This window comes from Yoonia sp. I 8.24 (assembly GCF_022096995.1).
Lineage (GTDB): Bacteria > Pseudomonadota > Alphaproteobacteria > Rhodobacterales > Rhodobacteraceae > Yoonia.
In genome coordinates, this window is sequence record NZ_JACXGQ010000003.1 from 261,585 (window position 1) to 278,878 (window position 17,294).

Genomic DNA, 17,294 nt, shown 5'->3' on the forward strand with positions numbered 1-17,294 from the left:
GCGCAAAGAAGAAGGGCAGCGAAATGCGACATTCAAACCGGGGCGACGTCGACCCATTCATCGTCATGGACGTTATGGAAGCCGCCCGCCAAGCCGAGGCAGCCGGGCGGCATATTATTCACATGGAGGTAGGCCAACCCAGCACGGGCGCGCCGACGCAAGCCCGCGAAAAACTGATCACCGATCTTGCGGATCCGTTGGGCTATACGGTTGGGCTTGGCCTGCCAGAGTTGCGCGCGCGCATCGCGCGCCATTACGGCGATTGGTATGATGTTGATCTGGACCCTGCGCGCGTCGTCGTAACAAGCGGCGCGTCTGGCGCGTTTTTACTCGCGTTTTCGGCGCTGTTTGATAATGGCGAACGGGTGGGGCTGGGGACGCCATGCTACCCGTCCTACCGCCAAATCCTAAAGGCGGTGGGGCTGACCCCGGTTGATATCCCAACGACGCTTGATCAACGGTTTCAGCCGCAGCCCGCGCATGTATCGGAATATGATTTGGCCGGGCTGATCGTGGCGTCCCCTGCGAACCCGACAGGCACAATGCTGGACGCGGGCGCGCTTGCAGCTTTGTCCGAGGCCTGCAACGCAGCGGATGCGGCGTTTATTTCGGACGAAATATATCACGGCATTGACTATGATATTGCACCTGTTTCAGCGCTCCAGGTCACGGATGACGCCTATGTGGTGAATTCGTTTTCAAAATATTTTTCGATGACGGGCTGGCGGGTCGGTTGGATGGTTGTCCCCGAAGATCATGTGCGCCGCGTTGAACGATTGGCGCAAAACATGTTCATCTGCGCGCCCCATGCGGCGCAACGATTGGCATTGCACGCAATGGATTGCCCGGACGAGCTGGACCAGAACAAGGCCGTGTACGCCGCTAACCGCGCCCTGATGATCGACGGGTTGCGCGCGGCCGGGTTGACCCATTTTGCGCCGCCTGATGGGGCGTTTTATATATATGTGGATGTCTCTGAATACACCGATGACGCTCGCGCATTTGCGGCGCAAATTTTGGCGCAGGCCGGGGTGGCCATGACGCCGGGGCTCGATTTTGATGCGGGTCGTGGGCATCACTGGCTGCGGTTCTCTTATGCGCGCAATACGCAAGATATCCGCGAAGGCTTAGATCGGATCGCGAAATTCATGCAGGCTTACCGCAGGTGATACGGCTGATTTGTTTCTTTTGCTGTCTTTGCACAGCGATGTCGGCGCAAGTGACCGTTGATCCCAACCGTACAGCGGTGGGTGACGGTTGGTGGCGGCTTGAAATTAACGTAGGGCTTTCAGAAGTGACGCCTTACCGATTGTTTACATTGGATAATCCGCGCAGACTTGTCGTGGACTTTCAAGATACGGTTTGGCCGGATGTTTCGCCCGATCTCTTGCTATCGGGTGATCGTGCTACGGCGCTACGTTATGGTGCGCTTGGCCCGGATTGGTCGCGTATGGTTGTGGATTTAGCGGGGCCGCTTGAGGTCACGCAAGCGGCAATGCAAACCACCGATGCGGGCGCTGATCTGTCAATAATCTTGAAACGCACGGACGCGCGCAGTTTTTCGGCCAATACAGGTGCGCCAAGTGATTTGAATCTTGGGCAACCCGTTTCCCTGCCGCCAGCGACATCTGGCGGGTTTCACGTCGTTATCGATCCCGGCCATGGGGGCATCGATCCCGGCGCATTGCGTGACGGTGTGAGTGAAGCGGATCTCATGCTGCAATTAGGGCAAGAGGTGGCAACGGCGGTGGACGCAATTGACGGTGTGCAGGCGAGCCTCACGCGTGATGCAGATGTCTTTGTGCCGCTGTATACGCGCGTCAGTTCCGCGAGGGCGGCGGGGGCGGATTTGTTCATCTCGTTGCATGCTGACGCACTTGAAGAAGATGCTGCAAGTGGCGCATCTGTATACACTTTATCGCGTGATGGTGGGGCGCTTGCAGCGCGCCGCATGATCGCTCGGCATGAAAGCGGTGATCTTTTGGCTGGCGTTGATTTAGACGCGCAAGGGGATCAAATCGCGACACTTTTGATGGATTTGGCGCGTGATCAGACCGGGCCACAGGGGGGTGAATTTGCGGATATGCTGATTACGCAGATGGAAAATGCCGGGGTGCGGGTCAATACCAATCCACGCCGTTTTGGCCAGCTTGCCGTGCTATCTGCTGCAGATTTTCCAAGTGTTCTGGTCGAGGTCGGCTTTCTATCGAATGCGCAAGACCGCGCAGCGCTAGAAGACCCCGAAAGTCGCGCAACCATCGTGGCAGCTATTGCTGCCGCCGTTAACCAATTTGCACGCTAAATCGTGATCATATACCAGCGCGTTGCGCATATGGCCTTTTGACCATCAGGTGACAGGGGCGTATAAGAATGTTTGAAACCATAGGACTTTGATCACCCGTGCTGCGCTTTATTTTCTCTTTCTTTGGTGGAATTTTGACCATGCTGACCATGGGTTTGATCATGGGGGCGCTGACGCTTGGCGGTGTGCTATACATGTATGGCCGGGATTTGCCGACATATGAGACACTTGCGCGTTATCAGCCAAAGACGATTAGCCGGATTTATTCAGGCGAAGGTGAAATTATTGATGAATTTGCCGTTGAGCGGCGGTTGTTTACACCGGCATCCGAGATTCCTGATCTTGTGAAACAAGCCTTTATCTCTGCTGAGGATAAGAATTTCTACACCCACACCGGCTATGATCCGCGTGGTATTTTGGCAGCAATTGTCGAAGCCGTGACATCGCGCGGTGAAAACCTGCGTGGGGCGTCGACGATTACCCAGCAGGTGATGAAGAACTTCCTTTTGGATGGTTCAACCACATTGGAACGTAAGATCAAGGAAATCATCCTAGCCACGCGAATCGAAGGCGCGATGAGTAAAGAACAGATCCTTGAACTATACCTGACCGAGATTGACCTCGGGGTGCGTTCGTTTGGTGTGACGGCGGCGGCACGGTCCTATTTCAACAAACCCCTGTCTGAATTATCGCCAGCAGAGGCGGCGTTTTTGGCGGTCCACCCCAAAGCGCCCTATAGCTACCACCCCGTGCATAACCGCGAGGCGGCCATTGCGCGCCGTAATTTCATTCTGCGCGAGATGTTTGAAAACGGCTATCTGACCCAAGAAGAATTGACCGTCGCGCTGAACGATCCACTGCGCACGGTGCAAAATGGCGATTTCCCAAGCTATCAAGAAAGCCTGCCGCCGCGCGATTACTTTACCGATGAAATCCGCCGTCAGCTTTCGCAAAACTTCGGCGAAGATGAATTTTTCTCAGGCGGGTTGTCCATTCGGGCGACGGTTGATCCTGATCTGCAAGTGACGGCTGCGCATTCGCTACAACGTGCGCTTGAAGAATATGACCGTGGTTTGGGCGAATGGCGGGGCACTGGGCTGACAATTCCGGAAGACCAACTTGGCTCAGAAGAGCTGTGGCGCGCTGCTTTGGCTGATCTTACCGTGCCACGCGACATTACTTATGTGGCACCTTGGTATCCGGCCGTGGTGCTCGCGGTGGAAGAAAATCAACTGCGCATAGGCGTGGAAGGGATTGTTGAAACCGAGGCGGAACCTTTTGTTGTGCCGCGTCGCGACATTGAATGGATGCGCGGCAACTTCTTTGACAATTACACCGTTGGCGATGTGGTGCATGTGCGCCGTATGACGGCCGATAGTGACGGGGCGTTTATCCGATGGTCGCTGCGCCAAATCCCCGAAGCCCAAGGCGGCTTTATGGCGATGGACGTGAACACGGGCCGTGTCATCGCGATGCAAGGTGGCTTTAGCTACCAAGATTCGGTGTTTAACCGCGCCACCCAAGCCCAACGTCAGCCGGGCTCGTCTTTTAAACCCTTTGTTTATGCGGCCGCACTTGATAGCGGTTATTCCCCGGCGACAATTGTTGTGGATGCGCCGATCACCATCAACACGCCGCAAGGCGTCTGGCGCCCTAAAAACGCATCAAACCAGTTTTACGGCCCAACGCCGTTGCGCACGGGGATTGAACGGTCACGGAACTTGATGACCATTCGTCTCGCGCAGGAAATTGGGATGGATACGGTCGCCGCCTATGCGGAACGCTTTGGCGTGTATGACCGCATGAACCAAGGGTTGGCTGCGTCACTTGGCGCGGATGAGACCACATTGTTCAAAATGATTTCCGCCTATGCGATGTTTGCGAACGGTGGCGAACGGGTGGAACCTACCTTGGTTGACCGGGTGCAGGACCGCTACGGTAACACCGTATATCGCCACGACCAGCGCATTTGTGTTGATTGTGACGATGCGATCATCGCCGAAGGGTTCGGGCCGCGGATTGAATCGAACCGCGACCGTGTGATGAATGAAATCACCGCCTATCAGTTGACTTCGATGATGCGCGGCGTTGTGCAGCGCGGGACCGCAAGCGGCGCGATCAACTTGCCGGTTCCCATCGCGGGTAAGACCGGGACAACCAATGACGCGAAGGATGTTTGGTTCATTGGGTTTTCTTCTAACATCGTTGCTGGCTGCTATATCGGTTATGACACGCCGCGATCCTTGGGGCGCGGTGCGTCGGGCGGCGGGTTCTGTGGCCCTGTGTTCAACCGCTTTATGCGTGAAGCGATCGACGTTTACGGCGCAGGCGCATTTGACGTTCCCGAAAGCTGCCAGTTCATTAACATCGACCGCTACAGCGGCGCGCGTTTGCCGGACGGCGTGTCAGGCGAAAATGTGATCGCCGAATGCTTCCGCCCCGGCGAAGAGCCACTGTTTGGGATCATGTTCGATGGTGGGTTCGCCATGGCAGGGGATCTCCCATTGTTTGATGAGGTGCAGGCGACAGGGCGCGAGGTCACGACATCCACGGGTGAAACCGCGACCGTCGGGCCAAAGGCCACATTCGGGACGCTTTCGACAGGTGGTCTTTACTGACCACCTGCTTGTCGGCGCGCGGCCCGCGCTGTAAGACCCTTTGACAAATCATTGACCTCACATAGGTGCCTTCTCATGCGCGCAGAAATTCAAACCTCCGCCGATGCGATCGAAAAATCGCTTGAATTGCTTGCGCAGCGGATGGACCGCGAAACCGCACCGCACCGGCTCGAAGAATTCAACGCGCGTGTCGAGGATCCGACCCTTTGGGATGATCCCGAAGCCGCGCAAAAACTGATGCGGGACCGGCAGATGTTGGTGGATGCGATGGCGACATATGACAGTATCGCGCAAGAGCTGGCCGACAATGTCGAATTGATCGAAATGGGCGAAATGGAAGACGACGCTGAAATCGTCGGTGACGCCGAGGGCGCAATCACAGCGCTGCGCGAAAAGGCCGCGAAGAAAGAGCTTGAGGCGCTTCTGGACGGTGAGGCTGATGCGAACGACACCTTCCTTGAAATCAACGCGGGGGCTGGCGGTACGGAAAGCTGCGACTGGGCAAATATGCTGGCGCGGATGTATGTCCGCTGGGCCGAGAAAAAAGGCTATAAAGTCGAACTGCAATCCGAACAGTCCGGCGATGAAGCCGGGATCAAGTCAGCATCTTATAAGATTTCTGGCCACAACGCTTATGGGTGGCTAAAATCCGAAAGCGGCGTGCACCGTTTGGTGCGTATTTCGCCGTTCGATAGCGCGGCCAAGCGCCACACCTCGTTTACATCGGTTAAGGTTTACCCGGTTGTGGATGACAATATCGAGATTGAAGTGAACCCATCCGATATTCGTCTTGATACCTACCGGTCATCAGGCGCTGGTGGGCAGCACGTCAACACCACCGATTCTGCGGTGCGGATTACCCACTTCCCAACGGGGATCGTTGTGACCAGTTCGGAAAAATCCCAACACCAAAACCGCGACATCGCGATGAAAGCATTGAAGTCGCGGCTGTATCAGATGGAATTGGATAAGCGATCGACGCTTGTGAACGAGGCCCATGAAAACGCGGGCGACGCGGGCTGGGGCAACCAAATCCGGTCCTATGTGTTGCAGCCCTACCAGATGGTCAAAGACCTGCGCACCAGTTTCGAAACCTCAGACACCAAAGGCGTGTTGGATGGCGATCTTGACGGGTTCATGGGGGCCACCTTGGCGATGGATGTCTCTGGCAAAAGCCGGGCAGAGGCGAACGCAGAATAATCTTTCGTAGACGCGCAGGGATTTGCTTTCTATCCTTTGAAAACGGCCATTTGGCCGCGAGGGGGAATTCTCATGACGCAGGCGACACGGCCCATAGTACAACCATTAGCACCGGCAGATTTGCGCGCGATACTGCGTGCAGGCGTTGCCGATTTTCGCAAAGCGCCACAATTTGGGCTGTTCTTTAGTGCGGTCTATGTGCTGGGCGGGTTCCTGATGATTTGGTTGGGGGCAGGGCATGTCAGTTGGATTCTGGCAACTTCGCTTGGTTTTCCACTGGTCGCCCCGTTTGCCGCCGCGGGCTTATATGAGGTCAGCCGCCGGATGGAGCAAGATAAACCGCTCAAATGGCCAGAGATCCTGAGCATTGTCTGGCACGAACGCACCCGTCAAATGCCGTGGCTGGGCGCGATTATTGTGATCTACTTTTTGTTCTGGACGTTTCTCGCCCATATGATTTTTGCGCTGTTCATGGGGCTGTCGACGATGACGAATGTCTCCGATAGCTTTGAAGTCTTTTTGACCACCAATGGGTTGATGATGATCGCAGTCGAATTGGGTGTCGGGGCGATCTTGGCATTTTTACTGTTTTCACTGACGGTTGTCAGCCTGCCGCTTGTGCTGGATCGCGAGGTGGATTTTGTCACAGCGATGCTATTGAGCCTGCAGGTCGTCAAACGCAATCCGGTGGTGATGATCGCTTGGGCCGTGACGATTGCGGTCATGTCACTCGCAGCGCTAGTCCCATGGTTTTTGGGGTTGATGGTGGTGCTGCCGGTCTTGGGGCATGCGACATGGCATTTATATCGGCGTGCAATTAAGTGATCCGAATAGGCAAAAAAGGGGCGCCACTGACACCCCTTTTGGTCGCGTTTACTACGCGTGTTATTGCGTTTGGGCGCGGTGCGCCGACAGGTGTCGGTTTACGATTTCAAACCACTGACCGTCCGATTTAATCGCAGCAATCCCGCTATTCATCATCGCCAGTAACTCTTCACGATGCGGGTTCGATTTCGCGATGACGGGGCTGAGGTTAAGCACTTTGGTGAGCTGTTCGTTCAGCATGATATCATCCTGCGCACCCAGTTCCAGTACGGCCCCTTGGCCCGGATCAACAGCAATCACAACGACATCATATGTGCCGTCAAGCAACCCGGCCATACAGCCGGTGATCAGCCCTTCTTGGCCAAACGAAATCGCAGGTTCCACAAGCCCATCTTCTTCGAGAACAAATGTTTCGTACCCATCTGGTCGGCAGATGCTTTTGCCGACCAGCTCTGCGTGGGTTGCTGGTAGCGGCTCACCGGTGCGACCAAAGTACCCTAGCAGAATTTCGAACATGGGATCGGACCATTCGAAGTTGTTACACCGGAATTTGGCATCATCGCCAAGCTGGTCGATCAATTCGCATGGTGGCTCGTACCATGCCGTCGCAAAGTCGTAAGCGTGATCGGTCAAAAGCGGTTGCAGATGAGACCCCCAATCATTGATAAAGTCGATCTTATATGCGGGGCTCCCTGTAGCTGACGCCAGTGCGACGTTTGTCAGCTCCGTCACCATGCCGCCTTGCGCTTGGCTTTCATCAAAATACGGCGCCCAATCGGTGGCCGTAACGACGCGCACAGCAACATCGGTGGGGCCGTCAAGTTGCTCGGTGGTTGTGATTTTGCGAATGAGGGTGTCGTTGGCTTGTGACGTGGTACTGCCATCGCGGCAGGGGATATAGATCACTTGCCCACGCGAAATGAGGCCGGGGTTCGGGCCGATGGTATCGACGTTGGCACTGTAAATTAACTGAAAGGCCGAGGCCGATCCATATACATCGGCGGCAATACCCGACAGAGAGTCGCCCGCAGCGATTGTATAGTTTTCACCGCAGCTGATGCTTTGGGCCGTGGCAGATTGCGCGGATAGTGAGAGGCCCGCAGATGCGATACCAAAGCACAGGCAGCGTAGGGAAGGCGCGAATAAGGTCAAAAGGTTGCTCCATGTTGCGTTATTTTATTTTGATTGACTGGTGAATCAATAAAATATCATGCTCTGGAATAAGTGTCCGAATTCCGTCAAAATTATGGCATTTACTTGGTAGGCAGGATGGGCAAGCGCGCAGAACGTTTTGACGCACAACGAAAAAGGGCACCCCATCGGGTGCCCTTTGCAAAATTCAATTGTGCCGAGGAATTAGGACTTTGGCGTGTCCGCAGCGGCGGCTGTTGGCATCTTTTTGGTGCCGAGTGCCAGCGGGTCGTCTTGACGCTGAACAGAACCCTCAAAGTGGGCGCCGCTCTCTATTGCGATTGTCTTGTGGATGATATCACCCTCAACACGTGCAGAAGAAGAAAGACGGACCTTGAGGCCACGCACACGGCCAACAACACGGCCGTTGACAACCACATCATCAGCGACAACTTCGCCTTTGATTGTGGCGCCTTCGCCAACTGTTAGCAGGTGCGCACGAATATCGCCATCAACCTGACCTTCGACTTGGATGTCGCCGGCGGTTTTAATGTTGCCTGTGATCAGCAGATCAGAAGACAAAACTGACGGTGCGGGCTTGGGGCCAGATGCTTTGTAATCTGAACCAGCACCTTTTTTCGCGTCTGCGCCTTTTTTTGTTTCGGTATCGGACGGTTTGGGTCCGGGTTCATTGATTTTCGATTTAGAAAACATCTTGTCCAGCTCTTATATAGATCATCGGGTTAACGGGCTCGCCTCCGACGCGAACCTCGTAGTGAAGGTGTGGTCCTGTTGAGCGACCTGAATTGCCCATATCACCAATTCGTTCACCACGCGAGACTCTTTGCCCAACAGAGACGTGCATTGCGTTCAAGTGTGCGTATCTTGTCTCAATTCCGAAGTCGTGCTGGATTTTTATCAAACGGCCATAACCCGACGACCACCCAGCATTTGTGACCACTCCGTCAGCAGTTGCGTAGATTGGCGTGCCGACAGGGCCTGCAAAATCCGTGCCCGCATGCAAGCGGCCCCAACGCTGGCCGAAACCAGATGTGAACCGAAAATTTGCCTTAACCGGGATGTCGAATGGGGCCTTTTCAGCGGCGATTCGATAGAGGTTGATTCGGTCCATTGACGCCAGAATTGCATTGGCGCGGAGCGCATCTGGATCAGGTTCGCCGCCTCGTGTTGAAAACTGTACGGGTGTCAGGGGGCCGCCCTGGCCAGAATACCCGCGTCTGACTTGCGCCAACATGCTGTCAGGGCTCATGCCCGCAGCACGGAACATATCGTCAAGCGGTTCGACCGACACCAACATGGCCTCTTCAAGCTGACGGAAAATCTGATCGTTGCGTTCTTGCAAAAGCCGCAGTTCCAGTTCCAATTCTTGGGCGTGGCCAATTGCGAACTCTGCGTCGGCTGAAATCATGTCGCGTTCGGTCGCGGTCTGGGCCAATGCGTTTGACAAAAGATCGACCGTGCTGACGGTATCTTGGGTCATGGCCGCAGCGTCGCCGCTTTCCGTTTCGTCAGAAAGCGCGGCAACTTGGTCGCGGGCGTCTTCACGGTCTCGCATCGTATCGCGCAACGTGGCCTGCACCACGTCCAGCCCGGTTTCCAATTCGCGACGCTTTTCTTCGGTCGCGAGCAATTCGGATTGCATGATTGAAATCTGGCGCAAGGCGGTGCTGAACCGGTCTTGTGCGGCGGCGGCTTCTTGTGCGCGCAGGTCACGTTCGGACGAAAGCGCGTTCAGCCGTTGTTCATATGTCATCTGGTCGCGTTGGGCCTGCGCGCGAAAGTTCCCGGCGCCAATGCTATCCATCAGCAAAATCGCGGTGGCAACAATTGTCCACGCGACAACAACCGTGCAGCCAACCCACGCCACAAGCTGCGCTTCAGAGCTGAGCCGGATAAACCGGGTCTCCGTGTCGGATCTTAAAAACAGTCTGCGTTCAGGGAACCAGCGTTCCAACACATTGTGAATTGTCTTTGTCAGTCGTGATCGCACGATAATTCCCTGTGTCGTCCCGGTCAGTCACTGGTCCCGCACCAGCGTTGCCTGACTGTGTAAGCAGCCCGCAGCCCTGCTGCAAGAATTTTACGCCTAGGGCGCGGATTCGCGCCGTCTTTGGGATTAGGCTTTTTGCTTTGCCGCAAGTGGCCAATAAAAATCCGGAGGGATGCCGGCCTCGGCGCGTTTTTCTTCGTTAAACGGGGGCTTTAGATCCGAATGGAAATATTTGCGCACGCGTTCATGGAAAACGCCTGTTGGGTCGAGATCATGACGACCGCACAAAAAGTTGAACCACTTTGAGCCATAGGACACATGGTGGACCTCTTCGGCGTAGATAGTTTCGAGCGCCGCGACGGCTGATTTGTTCTTCGCTTGTTTAAAGATGTTGATCATCCCCGGTGTCACATCTAGCCCGCGGGCCTCAAGCACCATTGGGACCACGGCGAGCCGCCCCATCAGATCATCAACCGTATCTTCGGCTGCACGCCACATGCCAGCATGCGCGGGCAAGGCCCCATAGAAACTGCCCAATTCCTCAAGGCAATCGCACATCAGCTGGAAATGTTTAGATTCTTCATCCGCAGATTTCACCCAATCATCGTAATACCCAAGCGGCAGTTTGATATGGGCAAAGCGCGGGATGATATCCCAGTGCAAATCAATCGCGTTCAGCTCAATATGGGCGACCGCGTGTAGTAGCGCGATCCGCCCTTCGGGGGTGCCGGGCTTGCGCAAAGGGACGTCGCGCGGGTTCAAAAGCGCGGGTTTTGGGGGCCGGGCCGGAAATGATGGTGGCGTTGCTTGACCAACTTTAATGGCAGGGCCATCTGCGCGTGACGCACGCCAATCGGCCGCGAATTTGCGCGAAAGCGCTGCTTTTTCGCGTCCATCAGCCGTAGTCAGCACAGCGACCGCCATCTCTGACAGGGTCATCATCCGCGCAACGTCTCAAGCACGGCATCAACATGGCCGGGGACGCGGACCTTGCGCCAAGCTTGTTTAATCACGCCGTCAGGGCCGATCAAAAACGTCGCGCGTTCAATGCCCATATAGGTTTTGCCGTACATATTCTTTTCGACCCAAACGCCGTAACGTTCACAGACATCACCGTCTTCATCAGACAATAGCGCGATTTTCAGATCGTGTTTGGCGACGAACTTGTCGTGTTTTTTGATGGGGTCTTTGGACACGCCCAAAACAATGGTGTTCAGCGCGTCAAAGTCAGCGACGCTTTCGGTAAACCCAATGGCTTCTTTGGTGCAGCCCGGCGTGTCATCGCGCGGGTAGAAATACAGGACGACATTTTTTCCGGCAAAATCGGCCATGTTCACAATTTCGCCGCCGTCGCGGGGCAGGGTCACGGTTGGGGCAATGTCGCCTACAGCAAGAAGGGTCATGATACGTCCTTTTGTACGTTGCGCTTTTGTTTTAACCCGGCACAAGCAAAGATAAAGGTCCAAACCGAAAAGTGGCGGAGACAAATTGACCGAAACGGAAATTCAGCAAGACCCTGAACCGGTCAAAAAACCACGCAGCCATCTGCGCGGCTGGTTGTTCTGGTTGCGTGCTGTTTTGGTGGTTTGCCTGACGCCAGTGATTTTCGTAGCCGTTGCGGGCGTGATGATGATCAATCGCGAAATCACAGCGCCCACATGGATGATCGAGCAGATTGAAGCCCGCACAGCGCAGGCGCTGAATGGGGCGCAATTGGAATTTGGAACCATTACAGCGCGTATTGGTCGTGATTTGCACCCACACGTGCGATTGGTTGATACTAAGCTGTTTGACCGTGACGGCGTTATGCTGACCCGCGTGCGCGTCGCCGAAGGCCAGATGTCACCGCGCGGATTGCTGTTTGATCACGACGTGCTGATGCAAAATGTCCGGCTTGTTGGTGCCCAAGTGAACCTGCGCCGCGCGCGTGACGGGACCGTTGCGGTTGCTTTGGCGTCAGGTGCTGCCGAGGTGGGGCAAGCTCGGTCGGTACCGCAACTCTTGGATCAATTGGACCAGGTATTTGAACACCCGCAGCTTGCGGCGCTTGAAACGGTGACCGCTGAAGGTGTGATCGTGAACTTTGACGATGCGCGTGCGCAGCGTAGTTGGGTCGTGGACGGTGGCGCATTTGCGCTGGACTTGCGGGGCGGGGAAACGGCGTTGCGCGGAAACCTAAGCCTATTGTCCGGCCGAGCAGGTGTTACAACGGTGAACCTGTCCTACAGCAGCCCACGTGGGTCTAAGGCGGCGCAACTGGCGGTGAATATCGATGATGCCATCGCCAGTGATATCGCCGCACAATCGCCTGCGCTGACGTGGTTGCGTGACGTTGAAGCCCCGATTTCAGCCGCGTTACGCACGCAGCTGGATGAAGAAGGGGCGCTTGGCCCACTCAGCGCAACATTGGAAATTGGCCAAGGGGCTTTGCAACCCAATGAAGCGACCGCCCCGGTACAATTTAACACGGCCAAAGCCTATCTGACCTATGACCCCGTGCGTGACAGCATCGCCTTTTCCGAGGTCGTACTGGATACCGATTGGGGGAGGTTGCGCGCCGATGGCACGGCCTATTTGCGTGAAATCAGCGATGGGTTGCCGGGGGCTTTGCTGGGGCAGTTTCAGTTCCGCGATGTAGCGCTCAACCCGATGGGGTTTTATGAAACCGCGCCGACAATTGAAGATGCTGCGGTTGATTTTCGGCTGCGGTTTGACCCGTTTCAGGTCGAATTGGGGCAAATGGTCGTCTCAGACGGGGATTTGCGCGTGTTGTCACAAGGGAGGCTGATCGCACAAGCCGATGGTTGGCACGGGGCTTTCGACGCAAACGTAAACGAAATTGACCCGGCGCAACTGCTGACGTTCTGGCCACCCGAGGTGAAGCCCAAGACCCGCAACTGGATCGCTGAAAACATATCCCAAGGGCGGCTCATCAATGGTAATGTCGGGCTGCGCGTATCCCCTGATCAGCCGCGTGACTTTGCGTTGGGGTTTGAGTTCGCAGAGGCAGAGATCCGTTTCATGCGTCAAATGCCGCTGATCACGGATGGGGCGGGTGTCGCATCTATCATTGACCGCAAATTTGTAGTGACGCTGGACCAAGGGCAAATCGTGCCGCCCGAAGGTGGCGTTCTTGATGTGACAGGTACGAGCTTTACGGTCCTTGATACGCGCCAAAAACCTGCTGACGGGCAGGTGGATTTGATGGCGGATGGGGCGATCACGTCGGTCCTATCGTTGCTCAACCAGCCGCCTTTGTCATTTATGGACAAGGCGAACCGTCCTGTAACATTGGCTGATGGGCAGGCGCATGTGTCTGGGCAAATCGCGCTGCCGCTGGTGCGCGGGGTGCAATTGGATGCGATTGATTTGGACCTCGTGGCTAAATTGCGCGCTGTGCAGTCGGATCAATTGGTACCGGGGCGTAGCCTGCGCGCCGGGCGGCTTGATGTGGTGGCCAATAGTGCCGGGCTCACGATTGAAGGGCCGGTGCAGCTGGGTGCTGCGCGCGCGGTTGGGCAATGGCAGCAGCAGTTTGGTGCCGCGCATCGGGGGCAAAGCCAGGTCACCGCTAATGTCGCGCTAACGCAAAGCTTCTTGGACGAATTCAATATTGCCTTGCCCACAGGCATGGTGACGGGTGGTGGGCGCGCGGATATCACAATTGATCTGACCGCGGGGGCTGCGCCTGCCTTTACGTTAACGTCAGACTTGCGCGGATTGCAATTGGCACTGCCCGCAATCGGGTGGTCGAAATCGGGCTCTCAGGATGGGGCATTGCTGGTGAGGGGCAGTTTGGGGCCGGTCTCACAGATAGACCAATTGCAGATCAGTGGCGGCGGGTTGCAGGCGCAGGGGCGCATTGACCTCTCCCAAAGCGGCAGATTTGAGGCCGCAACATTTAGCCAAGTTGCAATCGGGAATTGGTTTAACGCGCCCGTGACGCTGAGCGGACGCGGGGCCGGGCAGCCCGTGCGGGTCACGATCAACGGTGGCAGTCTTGACTTGCGCCGTGCCCGCTTTGGCGGGGGCAGCGGTGAGGGGGGACCAATGCAAATCGCACTGGACCGTTTGCAGATCACCGAAGGGATCGCCCTGACAGGGTTTCGGGGCGATTTTAATGGTGCGGGTGGGTTTTCAGGCCAGTTCAGTGGGCAGTTGAACGGGGCTGCTGCGGTTGCGGGAATCGTGGCGCCGCGCGATGGGCGCACGGCTGTGCGTGTCACCAGCGATGATGCGGGCGCCGTGTTGCGCGCGTCCGGTTTTCTTGAAAACGCCGTCGGGGGCAGTCTGAACCTGACATTGTTACCTGCAGGTGGCGAAGGCACCTTTGACGGGGCCTTAATTGTGAATGACATCCGTGTGCGCGACGCACCTGCGATTGCCGCACTTTTGGATGCGATCAGCGTGGTTGGGCTTTTGCAGCAGCTTGACGGGCAAGGGTTGAGTTTTGAAGATGTGGATGCGCGGTTCCGACTGACCCCGGACCAAGTGATCGTCACGCAGGCCAGCGCCGTTGGGCCCGGGCTTGGCATTTCCATTGATGGCATTTACACGCTGGCGACAAAGCAGCTTGACCTGCAAGGTGTTGTCTCACCGCTGTATTTTTTGAACGGGATTGGTTCTGTTTTGACTCGCCGGGGCGAGGGGCTGATTGGGTTCAACTTTAATATTCGTGGCGCGACGTCTGCACCGCAGGTCAGCGTAAACCCACTATCGGCGCTCACCCCCGGCATGTTCCGGGAATTGTTCCGCCGTCCGCCACCGGAAGTAACTGAATGAAACTGAGCGATTTTGATTTTGACCTGCCAGAGCAGTTGATTGCGACTCGGCCTGCGCGCCCGCGTACATCGGCAAAGCTCTTGCTTGCAAATGACGCAGGGCTTGCCGATCACCATGTGTCGGACTTGGTAACGCTGTTGCAACCGGGAGATCGTTTAATATTGAACGATACCAAAGTTATTCCCGCGCGTCTGACCGGGCTGCGTCACCGTGACGGTGAGGCCGGGCCGACCAGCGCCAAGATTGAGATCACATTACTAGAGCCGCGCGCCACAGGCGACTGGGCGGCCTTGGTGAAACCATTGCGCAAAATCCGTGACGGTGAAGTGATCGTATTTTCAGATGATCTGTCAGCGACATTGACAGCGCGGGCGGATGGTCAGGCCTATCTGCAATTTAACCTGACAGGTGATGATTTTGACGCAGCCTTGGCCGCTGTTGGGGCGATGCCCTTGCCGCCATATATCGCGGCCAAACGCCCGGCGGATGAAGCCGACAAAGATGACTATCAAACCTATTGGGCGCGCCACGCCGGGGCCGTCGCGGCACCGACGGCATCGCTGCATTTTGATGGGGAACTGCTTGAGGCATTGCGCGCGCACGGCGTCGCATTCACCCATGTGACATTGCATGTCGGGGCGGGCACGTTTTTGCCTGTGAAAGTTGATGATGTGCGCGACCACAAAATGCATGCGGAATGGGGTGAGGTTACGCAGAATGCGGTTGATGAAATTATGGCGACCAAAGCGGCAGGCGGGCGCGTGATCCCCGTCGGCACGACGGCGCTACGTCTGATCGAAACCGCCGCCAAAGATGGCGCGTTAAAACCTTGGGTTGGCCCCACGGATATTTTCATCACACCGGGGTTCACGTTCCAAGTGACCGACGGATTGATGACAAATTTCCACCTGCCCAAGTCCACGTTGATGATGTTGGTGTCGGCCTTGATGGGGGTTGAACGGATCAAAGATATCTATTCTCATGCAATCACAACGGGTTACCGTTTCTTTAGTTACGGCGATTCCTCGCTCTTGTTGCCGCCGCGAACAAAGGCGACGTGAACAGACAAGACAGCGTCGCTTTTATGTAGTGAAGTTGAACAAGAATCATCCATAGGGGCAACTCTGTCGGAGTGGAGGAACGCACGATGCTACAGGTTTTCACGGGCTCTTGGGCCTTGTTCATAGGCATGTTCATGTTGATGGTTGGTAACGGCCTTCAGGGGACGTTGTTGGGTCTGCGCGGTGATCAAGAAGGGTTCAGTACTTTGGCCCTTTCTGTCGTGATGTCGGCCTATTTTATTGGATTTTTGTTTTCCTCTCGTTATACGCCAGAGCTTATCCGCCGTGTTGGCCATGTGCGGGTCTTTGCGGCCTTAGGGTCACTGATTTCTGCGGTATTGATCTGCTATCCGGTTTTGCTTGAACCCTGGGCATGGACGATCGGCCGGGTGGTGATCGGGTTTTGCTTTTGTGGCGTGTATATCACGGCCGAAAGCTGGCTGAACGACGCGTCATCCAATGAAACGCGCGGCAAGGCGCTTTCGGTCTATATGATCGTGCAAATGGCTGGGATCGTGTTTGCGCAATGGATCGTCAGTCAGGGTGATGTCACCGGGTATACGCCATTCATTATTTCGTCCGTATTGGTGTCGCTCGCGTTCGCGCCGGTCTTACTGTCTGCGCGGCCTATGCCCGCATTTGAAACATCCAAACGTATGAAAATCAAAGACTTGATCGACGCATCGCCGCTTGCGTGTTTTGGTATGTTTATGTTGGGTGGCGTCTTTGCCACGCAGTTCGGAATGTCGGCGGTTTATGGAAGCCGGATCGGGCTTACGGTTGGTGAAATTTCCTTCTTCGTCTCGGGGATCTACGTTGGCGCGCTAGTTTTACAATACCCAATCGGCTGGCTGTCCGACCGGGTTGACCGCCGTTTCTTGATTGTTGGCGTGGCTTTAGCCGGTGGGCTTGGGTCGCTGGCCGCATTTTTTGTTCCCGACAACTTTGCCATTATCGTCTTTTCGGGTGCGATTGTCGGCGGCGCGTCAAACCCGCTTTACGCTTTGCTTTTAGCTTATGCGAATGACTATCTCGAAAAAGACGACATGGCATCGGCATCGGGCGGTTTTCTGTTCGTGAACGGTATGGGGGCGATCGCAGGTCCGGTCATCGTGGGGCAGATGATGGATGTCATCGGCACCAGTGGTTATTGGTTGTTTACAGCCGTGCTGATGCTAGCGATTGGCGTCTACGGCTTGTACCGGATGACACAGCGCAGCCGGAGCGATCTGGATACCGAGGCAGTGCCATATGTTCCTGTCACCGCGGCATCAACTGCGGTCGCAACCGAGGTCGCGCTGGAGGTCTATATCGAGGCTGGCGACGAGGAGGGGAATGCGGAATAATGTCACGCTGAATAGATG

At 55.9% G+C, this 17,294-nt stretch carries 13 protein-coding genes; 8 read left to right on the plus strand and 5 right to left on the minus strand.

The genetic code is table 11. The features are described from left to right. The first annotated feature begins 23 nt into the window (after window positions 1-23). The 5 genes from Yoon_RS07095 to Yoon_RS07115 all read left to right on the plus strand — a co-directional run bounded on the left by Yoon_RS07095 (window position 24) and on the right by Yoon_RS07115 (window position 6,945). Complete coding sequence (locus Yoon_RS07095; protein ID WP_238111417.1) at window positions 24-1,169, plus strand: pyridoxal phosphate-dependent aminotransferase; 1,146 nt, start codon at window positions 24-26, stop codon at window positions 1,167-1,169. Continuing rightward, complete coding sequence (locus tag Yoon_RS07100) at window positions 1,166-2,302, plus strand: N-acetylmuramoyl-L-alanine amidase (RefSeq protein WP_238111418.1); 1,137 nt, start codon at window positions 1,166-1,168, stop codon at window positions 2,300-2,302. Before Yoon_RS07095 ends, Yoon_RS07100 begins: the two co-directional genes overlap by 4 nt. Before the next feature lie 98 nt (window positions 2,303-2,400). Further along, window positions 2,401-4,920, plus strand: coding sequence for a PBP1A family penicillin-binding protein (locus Yoon_RS07105; protein WP_238111419.1), 2,520 nt, complete (start codon window positions 2,401-2,403; stop codon window positions 4,918-4,920). A 75-nt stretch (window positions 4,921-4,995) separates the two neighbouring features. Next, on the plus strand, window positions 4,996-6,120 hold the full coding sequence (gene prfB / locus Yoon_RS07110; protein WP_238111420.1) for a peptide chain release factor 2: 1,125 nt from the start codon (window positions 4,996-4,998) through the stop codon (window positions 6,118-6,120). 72 nt (window positions 6,121-6,192) lie between these two features. Then, window positions 6,193-6,945, plus strand: a complete 753-nt coding sequence (locus Yoon_RS07115; protein ID WP_238111421.1) for a DUF2189 domain-containing protein — start codon at window positions 6,193-6,195, stop codon at window positions 6,943-6,945. A gap of 60 nt (window positions 6,946-7,005) precedes the next feature. Here Yoon_RS07115 and Yoon_RS07120 read toward each other — a convergent pair whose 3' ends face one another. The 5 genes from Yoon_RS07120 to bcp form a co-directional block, all read right to left on the minus strand. Next, complete coding sequence (locus Yoon_RS07120) at window positions 7,006-8,097, minus strand: transporter substrate-binding domain-containing protein (RefSeq protein WP_238111422.1); 1,092 nt, start codon at window positions 8,095-8,097, stop codon at window positions 7,006-7,008. A gap of 204 nt (window positions 8,098-8,301) precedes the next feature. After that, window positions 8,302-8,790 carry a polymer-forming cytoskeletal protein gene (locus Yoon_RS07125; RefSeq protein ID WP_238111423.1) on the minus strand — a complete coding sequence of 163 codons (489 nt, stop codon included), beginning with the start codon at window positions 8,788-8,790 and terminating at the stop codon, window positions 8,302-8,304. Continuing rightward, window positions 8,780-10,087: a M23 family metallopeptidase gene (locus Yoon_RS07130; protein WP_238111424.1), complete on the minus strand. Its 1,308-nt coding sequence runs from the start codon at window positions 10,085-10,087 to the stop codon at window positions 8,780-8,782. Before Yoon_RS07130 ends, Yoon_RS07125 begins: the two co-directional genes overlap by 11 nt. Before the next feature lie 126 nt (window positions 10,088-10,213). After that, a complete protein-coding gene (locus Yoon_RS07135; RefSeq protein WP_238111425.1) occupies window positions 10,214-11,029 on the minus strand; it encodes a ferritin-like domain-containing protein in 816 nt (271 codons plus the stop codon). Beyond that, entirely contained in the window at window positions 11,026-11,490 is a 465-nt protein-coding gene (gene bcp / locus Yoon_RS07140) for a thioredoxin-dependent thiol peroxidase (protein ID WP_238111426.1), read from the minus strand. Before bcp ends, Yoon_RS07135 begins: the two co-directional genes overlap by 4 nt. 85 nt (window positions 11,491-11,575) lie before the next feature. On the opposite strand from bcp, the gene Yoon_RS07145 reads away from it, so the two are divergent. The 3 genes from Yoon_RS07145 (at window position 11,576) to Yoon_RS07155 (ending at window position 17,276) form a co-directional block, all read left to right on the plus strand. Next, complete coding sequence (locus Yoon_RS07145) at window positions 11,576-14,869, plus strand: AsmA-like C-terminal region-containing protein (RefSeq protein ID WP_238111427.1); 3,294 nt, start codon at window positions 11,576-11,578, stop codon at window positions 14,867-14,869. After that, window positions 14,866-15,930 (plus strand): tRNA preQ1(34) S-adenosylmethionine ribosyltransferase-isomerase QueA, encoded by a 1,065-nt coding sequence (gene queA / locus Yoon_RS07150; RefSeq protein WP_238111428.1) that lies wholly within the window; start codon window positions 14,866-14,868, stop codon window positions 15,928-15,930. Before Yoon_RS07145 ends, queA begins: the two co-directional genes overlap by 4 nt. Before the next feature lie 86 nt (window positions 15,931-16,016). Further along, a complete protein-coding gene (locus tag Yoon_RS07155) occupies window positions 16,017-17,276 on the plus strand; it encodes an MFS transporter (protein WP_238111429.1) in 1,260 nt (419 codons plus the stop codon). Window positions 17,277-17,294 lie beyond the last annotated feature (18 nt).